We start from the raw sequence: 15,243 nt of genomic DNA, 5'->3' as shown, positions 1-15,243 counted from the left end.
GCCGGATGCGTCCTGACTCGGTCATCAACTTATAATTTTATTTTGACCGATGATATTTTCCGAATAGTATATATCTGACAACGCAGGGCGATACAACATCTCGCACACAGCCTGCCTGGACAAGGGAGCGCCGGGACCAACCCGCCCCAGACCATGCGCCATCATGCGCCGGTCCCCCGACTGCCTGCCGGTCACTGGCGCCGTGTCGCCGGCAGCCCGCAGTCTCACCCCTCGCAAAGAGCCCCCGATGACCCCGCCGATATCCGACGTCCGGCCGCAGCCGGGCGATTGTCCATCTGTGGCCGCATCCAGCCGCCCGGACTCCGCAACCGATCTGCTCCGCCGGTGGATGACCGACAGCCTGAGCTGTGTCGCCGGCCGGCGCGAGTTCCTGAGAGACCGCTATTTCATCGCCGCGGTCGCCACCCCCGACGACGTCCGCAGCGCCTTCACCGGCTTTACGCAAGCCCTGGAGACGCGCCGCACGGTCGCCGGCCTGTTCGTGGCGACGGCGGAGGATGGCGGCCCGCTGCCACCAGAACCCGCCGTCGATGCCATGCGGCGCATGGCCGGGCTGATGTCGGTTCTGACCCCGACACCAGCCAGCCGGCTTGCCGATGGCGGCCAGTTGAACCGCCGCATCCGCCTGCGCTGCCCGGTCACCGACCGCATGCTGATGTTCGACGATTTCGACGCCGTCGCCTTCTGCCCGGCGGCACAGAACCCAGCCGACCCGCTCTATGACCCGATGATGGCGGCGCCGGTGGTCTGTGCGAACCTGAATTCCGATGTTTATGCCTTTTCAATGTTCACCCGCGACACCTGCCTGCAGGCCCACGGCGTGGAAGTCTGGGATCTGCCCGACGCGGCGACCCGGCGTCAGGTGTTCGCCCATGCCGCGGCCCTGTGGCAACGCTTCGCCGAGAAGACCATCCGCAATTACATCGCCATCACCGACACCGCACTCTGCCCCACCTTCATGGATGGCGATCACCGGCACTGGTATGCCAGCCATCAGGATCCGGCCTTCGCCGAGACCCGTAAGGAACTGTATCGCCACGATATGCCGGTGCTCTACACCGACCGGATCATCCAGCGCTGGATCGGCCTGTTCGACGGCGCCGAAGCGGCGCATGCCTTCGCGGCGGCGGCACCCTCGACACTCGACCTCACGCCCGCCGGCACCTTCGCCGGCACAATGACCGCCGATGACATGGCGGACGCGGCGGATGCCGCCGCCAGTGCCGGCTGCCCCTTCGCCCACAGCCATCCCCCCGCCCCGAAGCCCCCCGCCCCGAAGGTTGCCCGATGACGCTGATCGACCTGACCCACCCGCCGGACCGCCCGGCCGGCCATGCCCCTGGCGCCCTCCTGGTGCCGGCACGCGATGCCGCCGGCAGCACCCTCACGCAGACGCCGGTGTTGCGCCTGAATATCGGCCGCATCCGGCAGCGCTGGCACGAGATCGCGGCGGCCTTCGCCGGCTTCGACATCTATTACGCGGTAAAGGCCAATCCGCATCCGCAGGTTCTGGCGGCGCTGGCGGCGCTTGGTGCCCGCTTCGATGCCGCCAGCATCGGCGAGATCGAGGCAGTGCTGGCGACCAGCACCCCGCCTGACCGGATTTCGTTCGGCAACACGATCAAGAAGCACCGCGACATCGCCATCGCCCATGCGCTGGGCGTGCGCCTGTTCGCGGTCGATGCCCCCGACGATCTCGCCAAGATCGCCGGTGCCGCCCCCGGCGCCATGGTGTTCTGTCGGCTGGACGTCGATGGCAGCGGCGCCGAATGGCCGCTCAGCCGCAAATTCGGCTGCGACCCGGACCGGGCCGTCGCGTTGATGCTCCAGGCCCGGGCTTCGGGCCTCGACCCGGTCGGGATCAGCTTTCACGTCGGATCACAACAGGTGCGGCCACATGCCTTCGAAGCGGCGTTGGAACGGGTGGCCGGGGTTGCCGCACGGCTGCTGAATGCGGGGCTGCGCCTGCGGCTGGTGAATATCGGCGGCGGGCTGCCCGCCCGCTACACCACCGACATCCCGTCGCTGGTCCAATACAGCGCGGCCGTCGACCGGGCGATCGACCGGCATCTGCTGCCGGTTCTGGGCCGACGCCCGCGGCTTGCGGCGGAACTGGGGCGCGGCCTGGTCGCCGAGGCCGGGGAGATCGAAACCGAGGTGGTGCTGGTCGCCGATCGCGGCACCGGCGCCGACGCCCGGCGCTGGGTGTATATCGATATCGGCGTGTTCCACGGGCTGGCCGAGACGTTGGGCGAAGCCATCCGCTATCCGATCAGCCGCCTGTCGCCCGATGGCGCGCCGGATGAACCCACCGGCCCCGTCGTGCTCGCCGGCCCCACCTGCGACAGCGCCGATATTCTGTATGAACGCCGGCCGGTCGATCTGCCGCTGGGGCTGCGATCGGGCGACCGGCTGGTGATCGGAGCGACCGGCGCCTATACCCACAGCTACAGCTCCGTCGGTTTCAACGGTCTGCCGCCGCTGCGCGTGGAATGCCATGATGATGTGCCGGCCGCGATGCATCCGCCGGCCAGGCGGTCAGTCGCCGGCTGAGGGCAGCGGCGTGAAGCGCCGGCGGGCTTCGGCCAGGCAGCGTGCCCGGTCAGGCAGGAAGCCTTCATCCAGCCACCAGGCTTCCAGTTCGGCCAGCGCCTGGCCCAGAGCCGGCCCCGGCTTCAACCCCATGGCGACCAGATCGGCGCCCCCCACCGGCAGGCCGGGCTGCTGCCAGCCCTCCAGAGCGGCCAGCGCGGCCCGAAGCCCGACGGCAGCGGTATCGTCGGTGATGCCACGGGCGCGGCCCCGCGCCCAGCCGGCCAGCAGGCGGTCGCGGGTCGTGACCACGCCGTCGCGATAGGCGGCGACCCGCGCCGCCAGCGGTGTCGGCGGCAGCGCGGGCAGCCGTGGTGCCACCTCGGCCACGGCCGCCACCCGCGCCAGCATCTGGTTCGACGGCCGCAACCGCTCGATCCGCCGGCGCCAATGGTCGATGCTGTCGCCGGCCGGGCCACATACCGCCGCCAGCACCGCCAGCCGGCGTTCAGGATCGGGGATGCCCAGTTCGGTCTCGATGGCGACAAGCGCGTCGAAGGGGCCGGTGTCGACCACCCCGCCCAGCACGTGATCCAGCACCCCCAGATCGGCCATCAGCAGGATCATACCATCGCCGCCGGTCAGGCGGGGGCCGCGCAGGATGCGCAGGAATTCATCGCGGATCCGCTCCCCCGACAGGCTGTCGATCCGCTCGGCCAGTTCCCGGCAGGCATCGAGCGCCGTCCGATCGGGTGCGCCGCGGCCGATCCGCGCCTCGAAGCGGAAGAATCTCAGGATACGCAGCACGTCTTCCAGGATGCGGCGGCGGGCATCGCCGATGAACCGCACCCGGCCATTGGCCAGATCCGCCAGCCCGTCGAACGGATCATACAGCCGGCCATCGGCCGAGAGCGACATGGCGTTGACGGTGAAATCGCGCCGCCTGGCATCTTCAGACCAGTCCTGAGTGAACGCCACCACCGCACGCCGGCCATCAGTGGCGACGTCGCGGCGCAGCGTGGTCACCTCCACCGGCACCCGGTCGGCGACCAGCGTCACCGTGCCATGGTCGATGCCGGTGGGCACGGCCTTGATGCCGGCCTGGCTTGCTGCCGCCATCACCGCATCCGGCAGCAAGGTGGTCGCCAGATCGATATCGGCCGAAGGCTGCCCCGCCATCAGGTCGCGCACGGCGCCGCCCACGAAACGCGCCTCGCCGCCCGCGGCGGCCAGCGCCGCCAGCACCCGGCGCACCGGCGCCGCGGTCATTGCCGGCGGCAGGACAAGGCCGGTCGCGACCGGATCGGTCCGCGCCGGCAGCACGGGTTCTGAACTGGGCATGGCTCTGTATGGTCTCGGTATCAGCGGGGGGATGGGGCAGGCAGATGAGTATCAGCGGGCGCCGTAATGCCCCGGCACGATCCGGCCATCCTCCATATGCGGCGGCACATAGATGCCCGGATCAGGCCGTGGCCCGATGGCCTGCCCGAACACGAACAATGACCCGCCAAGCGCCAGCACCGCAAGCGCCGTCACCCAGAGGGGCGGCGGCGCCGGTGCGACGCCGCGCCGTTCCCGCACGCGATCGGCCCACAGCACCCAGCCGCCATACAGCAGAAACGGCGCCAGGAACGGCAGGACATAGGTCAGCAGAATCCGCATGCCGCCGGCCTAGAGCGCCGGCCGGCGGTCAGCGGCACCGCCGGTCAGGCTGGCTCCGGAGATGCCGGCGGCGACGGGGGCAGCCGGCAGGTCGGGGCCCTGAAGACCCAGCCCCGCATCCAGAACCCGGGTCAGGTTGACCAGCATGCCGGCGGTCGCCCCCCAGATGTAATAGCGGCCGAAGGGGAAGGCATACCAGTGGCGCACCACCCCGCCCCGCTCCAGCGAATGGCGTTTGCGGTTGCGCGGGTCCATGAAGAAGCCCAGCGGCACCTCGAACACCTCCGCCACCTCGAACGGGTCGGGGATGATCTCCACCGGCGGCATCACCAGCCCCACGATCGGCACCACGTGAAAGCCGGTGGTGGTCTCGTAGGTGTCGAGCCGGCCAATGATCCGGATATGCGCACGATCGACGCCGATCTCCTCGCGGGTCTCGCGCAGCGCGGTATCCACCGCATCGATGTCGCCCTCGTCCACCCGGCCACCGGGAAACGCCACCTGGCCCGCATGGGCGTGCAGATGCTGGGTGCGCTGGGTCAGCAGCACGGTCAGCCCGGCCGAGCGCTCAACCAGCGGCACCAGCACCGCCGCCGGCCGCTTGGCGCCGGCGATCCGGCTGCCGGGGTTCAGAACATAGTCGCCATTGACCGCCGGGGTGTCCGGGTCGATGCCGACGGCATTGGGCAGGCTGTCGTTGAAGACCGCGACGATATCGGCGGCGACGGTCATCGGCCGGCCCCCGCCGCGATGCGGTCATCCTCAAATTCGGGCGATCCCAGATAATGGGTCATGCCGGCGCTTTCCACCGCCAGCACCTCGGCGCCGGTGTCGGGATGGCGCCGGATATCGGCCAGATCGACCAATTGATAATAAACCGCGCGGCCAAGCAGCGCCTCCAGCCCCCGGCCGACCGTCAGATAGGGTGCCAGATCGCCGCTGTCGGGCCGTGGCCGCAAGACCAGCGGATGCGCATCGTCCAGCGGCACCTCGGCCTCGACATTGGTGGTGAAGACGATCCGCGCATCGCGACCGGTGCCCTCGACCCGCATGGCGGTGACGATATAGGCCGCGTCCTCCACCTGGATCCGGCACTTCTCGACCGGGGTTTCCAGCCAGTAATCGCCATCCGCGTCGCGATGCAGCACGGTCGAGAACAGCTTGACCAGCGCATGCCGCCCGATCGGTGTGCCCAGATAGAACCAGGTGCCGTCACGGGCGATGCGCATATCGATGTCGCCGCAGAAGAACGGGCCCTTGCGGCGCGGCCCGCCTTCGGCCGCGGCCGTGCCGTCGCCACCCGCAGGCGGCGTGCCCAGGCCCAGCCGCCCCGCCAGTTCGGTGCCCCCTGCCGCCGGCCCGCCGCCGGCCGCGGTGCCCTTGCCGTCATTGGCGCTCATGCCTCATCCTCCGTCTTTGTCGCCAGCCAGCGCCGACGCAGGGCCTCGCCGTGACGGGCAAGCCAGTTCAGCGCCACGATGGTGGTCGCGTTGTCCAGCCGGTCGCCGTCGAGCAGCGCCACGGCATCGGCGCGCGGCAGGGCGAAGACCTTGATGTCCTCGTTCTCTTCGGCAAGTCCGGCCCGGTCGGCACGGGTACCGGCCGCCACCTCGCCCACATAGAGATGCACCCATTCGTCACAGGCGCCCGGCGAGGGCTGATATACCGATATGGCCTCGATCCGCCCGACCTCAAGGCCGGCCTCCTCGACCGCCTCGCGGCGGGCGACCATTTCCGGGGTCTCGCCCGCATCGATGATTCCGGCCACGATCTCGATCATCCAGGGGCTGGCCGCGCCATACAGGCCGCCGGCGCGGAATTGTTCGATCAGCACCACCTCGTCGCGGACCGGATCATAGGGCAGCACCGCCGAGGCGATGCCGCGTTCAAAGATCTCGCGGGAAAACGGTTCCGTCCAGCCACCATCCATCGCCCGGTGGCGCAGGGTGACCCGCACGATCCGGAAATAGCCGTCATACAGGATCTCGCGCCCCAGGATCTCGACGTCGTCGCGACCGAAGGATGCGGCCTCGACAGGCACGGTATGGCTGGGTTCGGACATGCGGGCTCAGGCTCCGGTGGATCGGGGGGCGGCACCATACGGCGGCGCGCCCTCCCCCCTGTATACGACAGCGGGCGGTTACGGCCACCATTCTGGCCGCAACCGCCCGGGTGGTCGAGCGACCATGCCGTGGCAATCTGAAGGGCGGCCATGCGCCGCGCCGGCGGCCCGGTCAGCGATGCTCAGGCGGCCACCGCCGCCCGTGAGATGATGCCCTCGGCATCGGTGCCGGTGGGCAGGGTGCCATAGAACCCGCCATGATCGCCGCCCAGCCGGCTGGCCAGCCAGGCTTCGGCCAGGGTTTCCGGCGCATGATCGATCAGTTCGGCCCCCGCCAGCGCCAGCCCCAGATCGCCGACCAGCCGCCGCGCGCGGAATTCCAGATCGGCATTCGACCCCAGCGCCGCCAGCGTGCGGTCGAGATGGGCATCATAGCGGGCATCGGCGCCGCGATTGCGCATCAGCCGGGCGGCCAGCGCCTCACGCGTCGCGGGTTCGCGACCAAGAGCGCGCAGCACATCCAGCGCGATCACATTGCCCGATCCTTCCCAGATCGCGTTCAGCGGCGCCTCGCGATACAGCCGCGGCAGGCCGCTTTCCTCGACATAGCCATTGCCGCCCAGGCATTCCATCGCCTCGTAGATAAAGCCCGGCGCGCGCTTGCACACCCAGTATTTCACCACGGCGGTGGCGATACGCGCGAAGGCCTGTTCCTGCGGATCGGCGCCGCTCTGCTCGAAGGAATGGGCCAGTCGCATCACCATGCGCATCCCGGCCTCCTGCTCCAGCGCCAGATCGGCCAGCACATTGCGCATCGCCGGCTGGTCCACCAGCCGGGCGCCGAAGGCCTGGCGGTGGCGGGCGTGATGGATCGCCTGGGTCAGCGCCTGGCGCATCAGCCCCGATGCCCCCAGCGCGCAATCCAGCCGGGTGTGATGGACCATCTCGATGATGGTGCGCACCCCGCGCCCCTCGGGCCCGACCCGAACCGCATAAGCGCCGCGCAGCTCGATTTCCGACGAGGCGTTGGACCGGTTGCCGACCTTGTCCTTCAGCCGCTGGATATGCATGGCGTTACGGCTGCCATCGGGCCGGCGGCGCGGCATCAGGAAACAGGTGACGCCGGCATCGGTCTGGGCCAGCACCAGAAAGCCGTCGCACATCGGCGCCGAGCAGAACCATTTATGGCCGGTCAGCTCATAGACCTCCTGGCCGTCCTCTTCGCCCACACGCACCGCCCGGGTGGTGTTGGCGCGGACGTCGGACCCGCCCTGTTTCTCGGTCATCGCCATGCCCAGGGTCAACCCGGCCTTTTCCGGCGCTGGAATGGCGCGCGGGTCATACTGGGTGCTCAGCACGCCGGGCAGCCAGCGCTCCGCCACCGCCGGCTCCTGCTTCAGCGCCGGGACCACCGCGAAGGTCATGGTCATCGGGCACATGGTGCCGGCCTCGGCCTGGCAGTGCATATAGACCAGGGCCGATCGCGCGACCATGGCGCCGGGGCGCGGATCGGTCCAGGCCAGGGAATGCATGCCGGCGCCCACCGCTTCGGCCATCAGCGCGTGATAGGCCGGGTGAAAGCGCACCTCGTCGATCCGGTTGCCATAGCGGTCATGGGTGGTCAGCTCAGGCGGAAACCGGTTGGCGTCATGTCCCAGCGCCAGCATCGGCCCGCCGGTCCTGGCGCCGTAATCCGACAGCAGCCCGCGCGCCCAGCCGCCGCCGAAACCCTCGACCGCCTCGCCAAGCGCCTGATCGCCGGCATAGAGATTGGCCTCCAGCAGCGGCACCTGATTGAACACCGCATGGGTGGCGCCGGGCGCCGCAGCGGGTGCCAGTGCCGGTGATGGCGATGACGATGATGATGCAAGGGGGGTCTGGTCGGTCATCGGAGGTCTCCGGAATGGATGTCGGGATGGATGATGACGGTCTTCAGGACAGGGGATGCGGCCCGCGGCCCAGGCCCTCGATGGCCCGCTGCGCAATCCGCAGCGTGTCGCTCGGCGCATCCGGGCGGCCGGTCAGGCCGCGCCGGCAGAAGCCGACGATGTCGGCGATCATGGTGGCGTCGGCATCGGTCAGGGCGTCGCGGCCGCTGTCGATCCGCCGGGCGCGAGCCAGCGGCCCGACCAGGGTTTCGCTGACGATGCCGACCATGGCGGCGGCCGCGATTTCGGGCGGCTGCGGGCTCAGGGTCTCCTCGGCAAGTCCGGTCGCCACCGCCTCGGCATAAAGGGCCGTGTAGCGCCGCCGCGACGCCAGCCGCTCGGCATCGACCAGCGGGTCGACCGGTTCGGCCAGCAGGGCATAGGCCAGTGCCCGCCCCGCCAGGGCACGGGCGGCGAAGGTGGCAACCGCAAAGGCGATCCGCCGGTCGGCCGGCCCCTGACCGCGGATCGCATCGGCAACCGCCTGATATTCATGCCCCGATGCCCGCCGGAACAGTTCCGCGCACAGTTCCGCCTTCGAGGTGAAATGGCGATAAACGGTGCCCACGGCCACCTCGGCATCTTCCGCAACCGCGCTGACCGACAGCCCGGCAAAGCCCGCGCGCCGCACGATGCCGAAGCCCGCGATGCATAGCCGCTCGCGGGTCTTGACCGGCGTCACCGGCATCTGATCCGCCGGCACCTGATCGGCCGGCAGCGATCGGCCGTCCGGCGCATGTTCATCCATCACCCTCTGCCTTCAGTCCGGGATCGCCGCCGGCCGCACAACGCTGACAGCCCGCTTGCGATCACCGATGTGAATCCGGATTCACATCGAGCCACAGCGGCGGCGGCGGCGCAAGTCTGTTTGCGTGGCGTCGCCTCGAAAACCATGCGCGCAAACAAAAATCCGCGCATTCGATGGAATGCGCGGTTCATGGTACTGCCCGACATGGTGACGCGGAAGAAATGGCTGGGGCGCCAGGATTCGAACCTGGGATCACGGGATCAAAACCCGATGCCTTACCGCTTGGCTACGCCCCAACGCGCCGGGCCGAACCATAGTACGGACCACAGCGGTTTTCAACTGGATGCAGAGGGTGTTTCACGGATTTCGGGAGCCACCGCCAGCACCCGGCCGGCGGCCACCCACCACGACGGACGGGCGGCGGCAAGCCGGACCGATGCGGCTTTCGCGGCATCAGGGCTGGCGAACAGGGCGAAACAGGTGGCGCCCGAGCCGGACATGCGCGTGAAACATGCCCCCGGCAACGCCGCCAGTGCCGTCTCGACATCGGCGATCACCGGCAGCAGCACGCGGGCGGGCGGCGCCAGGTCGTTGGTCGCATCGGCCAGCGCCGCCAGAAGCTGCGGCAGATCGCCGGTATCGGGCAGCGAGGCCGGCGCCGAGGCCACGGCGCCCGATGCGGCACGCGCCTTGAAGACGGCCGGGGTCGACAGCGGCATCAGCGGATTGGCCAGCACCAGCCCCATCCCGCCGAGCAGGCGGGCGGTGGGGTGGCCAAGCGGCGTCACCACCTCGCCCACCCCGGCGATCCGGGCGGGACAGGCCGCAACACACATCGCCACATCGGCACCCAGTTGCCCGGCCACGTCCATCACCACCGGCCGCGGCACACCCCATGCGCCGGACAGCAGGCGCAGCACGGCGGCGGCATCGGCCGATCCGCCGCCGATGCCACTGGCCACCGGCAGGCGCTTGTCCAGGGCAATCATCCGGGGAAGCGGCCGGTTCACCCGCCCCGCCAGCGCCGCCGCCGCGCGCATCGCGAGATTGTCGGCCGGCATGGTGCAGGCGAGATCGGCCGCGAAGCGACCGGTCAGGCGAAAAACCGTCTCCGCGCCGGCGGGCAGCGGCCACGGGTCCACCACCACCCGATCGCCGATATCGGCAAACACCACCAGACTGTCCAGCAGGTGATAGCCATCGTCACGCCGGCCGGTGACATGCAGATGCAGGTTGATCTTGGCGGCGCCCAGCGTTTCCAGCGGCCCGGTTCCGGCGCCGGCCAAGCCATATCCGGCCGCCCTGCTCATCCTCTCCCCGGCTGTCCTCGTCCCGGCCGTCATCGCCCAATCGTCATTCTGCGGCGGCAGCGCGGGCGATGCTGGCACCACTGGCGTCGACCACGCCGGCCGAGCGCAGGATGCCGGCCGCCGGCGGCAGGCCCTCGTTCAGCTTGCGGCGCAGCGCCTCGGCCTGGGCCGGCTCGGGATTGAAGACCAGGGCATGGCTCCACTGGAACCGGGCCTCGCGGTCGCGGCCGACCCGCCAATAGGCGTCGCCCAGATGATCGTTGATGGTGGGATCGTTGGGCTGCAGCATCACCGCCTGCTCCAGCCGCTCCACCGCCTCGTCGAACAGACCGAGCTGATAGAGCGCCCAGCCCAGGCTATCAATGATGAACCCGTCGCGCGGCCGCAGGGCCACAGCACGCTCCAGCATGCCGCGAGCCCGGGCGAGGTTCATGCCCTTCTCAACCCATGAATAGCCCAGATAATTCAGCACCAGCGGCTGATCGGGGGACAGTTGCAGCGCGGTCAGGAAATCCGCCTCGGCTTCGGGCCAGCGCCCGGCGCGTTCATAGGCGACGCCGCGGGCATAGAACAGATCCCATTGCTCCGGCCCCGGCTGGCCGCCAAGGGATGCGATCACCTGACCATAGGCCGCGGCGGCATCGTCCCAACGCTCCTGCTGGCGGTAGATCTCGGCCAGACTGATCACGGCGTCGCGCTGCCCGGCGTCGACACGCGCCTTCAGCAGGGTCTCTGCCTGCTCGGTCTCGCCCTTGCGGGCCAGATTCTCGGCAATGCGGATCGCGGCCGCATCGGCGACGGCGCCGTCATCGTCGATGGTGCGGAAGGTGTCGAGCGCCGCGCGATGATCGCCCGCGCGTTCATAAATCTCACCCACCAGATAGCGGGCATCGGCGAAATCGGGCCGCATATACAGCGCCAGACGGCCATAGAACAGAGCGGCGCCCAGAACCTGATCGCGCAGCAGCAGCCCGGCGACGCTGTACAGCGCTTCGGCGATGCCGGCGCGATAATCGGGCACGGTCCGTGGCAGGTCGTCGCCGGCCTCGATCCGCGCCAGCGTGCGGCGCAAGGTGGTGCTTTCCGGCGCGTCGCGCAGCATCTCGCGATACAATTGCCCCGCCATGTCACGATTGCCGGTCCGCACCAGATGCGAGGCATAGGCCTGGATAAGCCGCACCGATGTCGGCCCGCCCGCCGACAGCGCCAGCTCATAATTCGCCGTGGCACCATCGGTCTGGCCGGCCAGATCGTGGATCAGCGCCGCATGTTGATAGCGGAAGCTTGCGAAGGCCGGATTGCCGGCAAGACGGTCGAGCGCCGTCACCGCCTCACCCGACCGGCCGCGGCCATAGCGGATCCAGGCATCGACCACCGGCGCCAGCAGGCCGTTGACGCCGCCGCGATCCATCCGGTCGGCCATCCGCTCCGCCTCGATCAACTCGCCCGTGTTGATGCTATGAAGGATCAGCAGCAGATCGGAAAAGGGGGCGGCAGGCTCCAGCGCCTGCACACGGCCGGCATAGTCCAGCGCCTGATCGATATCGCCTTCGCCCGCCGTCAACAGCATGGCGCGACGCAGCAACTCGGCATCGTTTGGCGCCTGATCCAGCGCCGCGCGATAGAACGACGCGGCCGCCGAAAAATCGTCACGGGTCTGGGCATAGCGCCCGGCCAGGTAGTTGCCGGTGAAGGTGCGGCCGACACGGACCTCGCTCACCGGCCCCGCGACAGGTCCGGCGCACGCCGCCAGCAGACCCGCTGCAAGGGCCGCGACGATCATCGCACCCGCCCGTCCGCTGCCTGCCCGTCTCATACGCAAGTCCATCCCGTCGATCGGCTCGCGCCGGTCCGTGCTTATAACAGCCGGCCGGCCCCCTGGTCGCTCTCCGGTTGCCCGGACCGCCATTCGTCGCATGTGCCCCACGTCCAGGCAAGGCTGGCCACGGCATCCGGCAGGCCTGCGACATTTTCGTCTCGTACCGCGTTGCGGCAATGTCACCATTGGACACGTTGACCACCCGCCTGTCCAGCGCCGAGGCTGGTGCGACCCGTGTACCGGATCGGGCGACCCATGCGTGTAACGCCGGGCTCGACGCTTGACCTTCGCCCGGCTTTGGCGCACAAATCACGGGTTACAAAGAAGGGCCGCGCTGCCGATGGGTGGCGGGTGCCCGTATCCCCGATGGGAGCCGGCTCGATTCTGCCCGCCGCCCGCCTCTTGCGAGGCCGGGCGCTTCTGTGCGTGTCAGCCCGGCCCCTGTCAGAGCGGGCACGGCCCGCGTGGTGTTTGCCGGACGCGGTGAGCGCCCGTACCTTGAGGAAGTGGTGCTATGGGTAGCAAGAACAACCCGAAGAACCGTGGCGCTGTCGCGGTTGAGAAGCTCTTCGACGGCAAGAAGGTGAAGCCGGTCCTGTATGTCGGCTCGAATGTCGGCCATGGCCGGTATATCGCGGCGCAGGACGACGGTGGCAAGCTGGTCAACGACCATGCCGGCCGCCCGGTTGCCTGGCGCGATATCTGATTGCGTCATCCGGTGCCCCGGCCCGCCGGGGATCCTGGATGACCGATGAAACAGCCGCATCCATGGCCATGGATGCGGCTGTTTCACTATGGGCATGACCGATCATGCGGCGACGGACGGCACCGGCCCTGCGTCATCAGGACGCAGCATCGTCAGGACGCAGCATCGTCAGGACGCTCCGGCCGGCTGCGGCACGAAGCGCGCGGCCGTGTCGTCGCGGAACCGCACCACGCCACGCGCGACACTGCCCTCGATCGACAGATCGACTTCCAGATCCTGAACCGTGCCGCCACGCCACACACCCTGCCCGGCAGCCAGTTGGACCCGGCCGCCGCCGGCATCCGGCAGCCCCGCCACCACCAGCCGACCGGCCTGCACACTCTCGGCGCCGTCATCCGCGCCGGTCCGCACCGGCAGATAGGCATCCAGGTTCAAGCGGTCGAAAGCCAGCCGCCCGCCCAGCCGCCAGGCGCCGTCGGGGCCGCCCCAGGCCGCCGACAATCCGCCCGCGACATCGGCACCATCGACCGTGCCCGACAGATCGGCAAGGTTCAGCCCCTGGGGTGCCAGGGCCGCCCTGGCCCGCAGCGCCACCCGGCCGAAACGGCCGGTGGCGGTATCGGGTGCTTCACCATCATTGAAACCGGCGATCAGCCCCGCGGCAGACCGCGCCTGCAGGGTCACGGCACCATCGAAGCCCAGGCCGCCACCGCGCGGGCCGATCCGCCCCTCGGCATCCAGTCGCGAGACGCCGGCGGTGCTTTCGATCGAAAATGCCGGCATCAGCAGATCGCCGCCCGTGCGCGGGTCGCGACGCAGGCCGATCACCAGACCGGTCAGCCCCGGCAGGTCGGGCCGCCCGGTTTCGACCGATGCGGCCTTCAGATCCAACTGCCGCGGCAGGGCCGCCAGCAGGGCCACGGTGGCACCGGGTGCTGCAGCCGCCTCGATCCACGGCGCCAGATCCAGCCGCCCGACATCCAGCCGCATGGTGGTGCCTTCGCCCGGCACCCAGTGCACGGCGCCTTGCGCGCTGGTCTCGCCAAGGACGAGTTGGCCGTCATCCAGCCGCGCGCCGGCCGCCCCCGCCGACAACTGGCCGGTCAGTCGCAAGGGCAGGCCGAAGGGCACGGGCGGCGTTTCCGTCACGCCCGACACATCCGACACCAGCCCGGCCAGCACGCCGGCATCACCGGCCTTCATATCCACGCGGCCCTTGAAGCCGCCATCCGTCACCTGGCCGTCATAGGTCAGCAGCGCGCCGCCGGCGATCAGCGTCAACCGGCCGGCAATCGCCTGGGCACCGTCCGGGTCGGCACTGCCCAGGCGGGTCTCAACCAGCACCGGCACACCGCCAGCCGCCAGCCGTCCCCTGATCTCGCGCACACCGGCGCCGGTGGTGGTGGCATCGATCTCTATCCCGTCGATCAGAACCCGGCGATCGCCGCCCAGGCCCAGATCCAGGGTGCCGTTGCGGATCGACAGCGACGGCACCGCCGCGATCAGCGCCTCGGCACCCGACGACGCCGCGGTCTCGGGCCCCTGATTCTCCAGCGCCATCCGCGGCCCATCGAGGTCGAGCCGCCGGGGCGTGAAGCCGCCGCCCGCCAGATCCAGCACCGACAGGCCGATCACCATCCGGTCGGCCGCAAGCCCGGTCTGGGGATCGGCGCCGATCCGCACGTCATTGAGGGTAAGGTCCAGCCCCGGCAGCAGCCTGAGTTGCATGGCCCCGGCAATGCTGACCGGCTCGCCGGTCGCATTGGCGATCCGATCGGCCATCGACTGGGCCACCGACGGTGCCACCTGCCGCAGATCCTGGCCCGGCAGCCACACAGCCCCCGCAACCGCGATCGCGGCGATGCCGATCACGATCAGACTGCCGGCGGCAATGGCGATACGGGCGGCGGACGACATCGGCGCGAGGTTCCCTTTCAGATCGGATCCGGTCAGCGGCAGCGGCGTGTCTCAAGGGGCGAGAGGCCGCATGATACAACAGCCACAGCGCTGCCGTGGCATCAACATCCGGGGCCGCCGCCACATCACGCGGCCCCCTTGTGCGGAAATGCCACTCGCCCCCGGCCACGCGCCGCCTTAGTGTTCACAAGGCCGGCCCTTGCCGGAAGGTTCAAACGGCCGGCCCATGGCCGGCATCGCAGCGCCATAGACCCTAGCCGGGGCCGCAGGTATGGGCAACTCCGCCGGTACAGTGCAGGCATTCCGGTCGTCTTGCCCCGGGAGATGCCGACCATGGGTGACATCATCAACCTGAAGGACGCGCGCAAGCAGCGCGCCCGTGCGGAGAAAGAGGCCCGCGCGGCCGAAAACCGCGCCCGCTTCGGCATGAGCCGGTTTCAGCGCACCCTGCGCGATACCGAACGCGACCGGGACCGCCATATCCTGGACCTGAAGCGGTTGACCGGAGACGACCCCGACAAGACGCCACAGCGCTGAC

The 15,243-nt window shown here is 69.6% G+C and carries 14 protein-coding genes and 1 tRNA gene; 4 read left to right on the top strand and 11 right to left on the bottom strand.

Translation table 11 applies throughout. The annotated features are described in order from the left end of the window. Window positions 1-349: 349 nt before the first annotated feature. Both IEW15_RS00775 and IEW15_RS00770 read left to right on the top strand, forming a co-directional pair. Complete coding sequence (locus IEW15_RS00775) at window positions 350-1,312, top strand: hypothetical protein (RefSeq protein WP_188574043.1); 963 nt, start codon at window positions 350-352, stop codon at window positions 1,310-1,312. Then, complete coding sequence (locus IEW15_RS00770; protein WP_188574042.1) at window positions 1,309-2,574, top strand: type III PLP-dependent enzyme; 1,266 nt, start codon at window positions 1,309-1,311, stop codon at window positions 2,572-2,574. The genes IEW15_RS00775 and IEW15_RS00770 overlap by 4 nt, the downstream gene beginning before the upstream one ends. Here the strand turns inward: IEW15_RS00770 and IEW15_RS00765 are convergent. From IEW15_RS00765 to IEW15_RS00720, 10 genes are all read right to left on the bottom strand, one after another. Further along, window positions 2,560-3,894 (bottom strand): CCA tRNA nucleotidyltransferase, encoded by a 1,335-nt coding sequence (locus IEW15_RS00765; RefSeq protein WP_188574041.1) that lies wholly within the window; start codon window positions 3,892-3,894, stop codon window positions 2,560-2,562. The two genes, IEW15_RS00770 and IEW15_RS00765, sit on opposite strands and share 15 nt — an antisense overlap. 51 nt (window positions 3,895-3,945) lie before the next feature. Beyond that, window positions 3,946-4,215, bottom strand: a complete 270-nt coding sequence (locus tag IEW15_RS00760; protein ID WP_188574040.1) for a DUF6111 family protein — start codon at window positions 4,213-4,215, stop codon at window positions 3,946-3,948. A gap of 9 nt (window positions 4,216-4,224) precedes the next feature. Further along, window positions 4,225-4,947, bottom strand: coding sequence for a CoA pyrophosphatase (locus tag IEW15_RS00755; RefSeq protein WP_188574039.1), 723 nt, complete (start codon window positions 4,945-4,947; stop codon window positions 4,225-4,227). After that, on the bottom strand, window positions 4,944-5,615 hold the full coding sequence (locus tag IEW15_RS00750) for a DUF1285 domain-containing protein (protein WP_188574038.1): 672 nt from the start codon (window positions 5,613-5,615) through the stop codon (window positions 4,944-4,946). Before IEW15_RS00750 ends, IEW15_RS00755 begins: the two co-directional genes overlap by 4 nt. Further along, window positions 5,612-6,277: an NUDIX domain-containing protein gene (locus IEW15_RS00745; RefSeq protein WP_188574037.1), complete on the bottom strand. Its 666-nt coding sequence runs from the start codon at window positions 6,275-6,277 to the stop codon at window positions 5,612-5,614. Before IEW15_RS00745 ends, IEW15_RS00750 begins: the two co-directional genes overlap by 4 nt. Window positions 6,278-6,459: 182 nt before the next feature. Further along, entirely contained in the window at window positions 6,460-8,166 is a 1,707-nt protein-coding gene (locus IEW15_RS00740) for an isovaleryl-CoA dehydrogenase (protein WP_188574036.1), read from the bottom strand. Between the two features lie 43 nt (window positions 8,167-8,209). Further along, the gene (locus IEW15_RS00735; protein ID WP_188574035.1) at window positions 8,210-8,953 is read right to left on the bottom strand and encodes a TetR/AcrR family transcriptional regulator; all 744 of its coding nucleotides are present in this window, start codon (window positions 8,951-8,953) and stop codon (window positions 8,210-8,212) included. Window positions 8,954-9,175: 222 nt separating this feature from the next. Next, window positions 9,176-9,249: transfer RNA gene (locus tag IEW15_RS00730), tRNA-Gln, on the bottom strand. A 39-nt stretch (window positions 9,250-9,288) separates the two neighbouring features. Next, complete coding sequence (locus IEW15_RS00725) at window positions 9,289-10,263, bottom strand: 4-(cytidine 5'-diphospho)-2-C-methyl-D-erythritol kinase (protein WP_188574034.1); 975 nt, start codon at window positions 10,261-10,263, stop codon at window positions 9,289-9,291. Window positions 10,264-10,306: 43 nt separating this feature from the next. Then, window positions 10,307-12,079 carry a tetratricopeptide repeat protein gene (locus IEW15_RS00720; RefSeq protein ID WP_188574033.1) on the bottom strand — a complete coding sequence of 591 codons (1,773 nt, stop codon included), beginning with the start codon at window positions 12,077-12,079 and terminating at the stop codon, window positions 10,307-10,309. Between the two features lie 517 nt (window positions 12,080-12,596). On the opposite strand from IEW15_RS00720, the gene IEW15_RS00715 reads away from it, so the two are divergent. Further along, window positions 12,597-12,788, top strand: coding sequence for a hypothetical protein (locus IEW15_RS00715; RefSeq protein WP_188574032.1), 192 nt, complete (start codon window positions 12,597-12,599; stop codon window positions 12,786-12,788). 168 nt (window positions 12,789-12,956) lie between these two features. On the opposite strand, the gene IEW15_RS00710 is transcribed toward IEW15_RS00715, so the two are convergent. Then, window positions 12,957-14,705: an AsmA family protein gene (locus tag IEW15_RS00710; protein WP_188574031.1), complete on the bottom strand. Its 1,749-nt coding sequence runs from the start codon at window positions 14,703-14,705 to the stop codon at window positions 12,957-12,959. A 333-nt stretch (window positions 14,706-15,038) separates the two neighbouring features. Between IEW15_RS00710 and IEW15_RS00705 the strand changes: the two genes are divergently transcribed. Beyond that, window positions 15,039-15,242: a DUF4169 family protein gene (locus IEW15_RS00705; RefSeq protein WP_188574030.1), complete on the top strand. Its 204-nt coding sequence runs from the start codon at window positions 15,039-15,041 to the stop codon at window positions 15,240-15,242. The last annotated feature ends 1 nt before the right edge of the window (window position 15,243 follow it).

The sequence above is a fragment of the Tistrella bauzanensis genome (assembly GCF_014636235.1).
Taxonomy (GTDB): domain Bacteria; phylum Pseudomonadota; class Alphaproteobacteria; order Tistrellales; family Tistrellaceae; genus Tistrella; species Tistrella bauzanensis.
The sequence above is the reverse complement of the archived record's forward strand: the minus strand, read 5'-3'. Positions and strand labels throughout refer to the sequence as shown.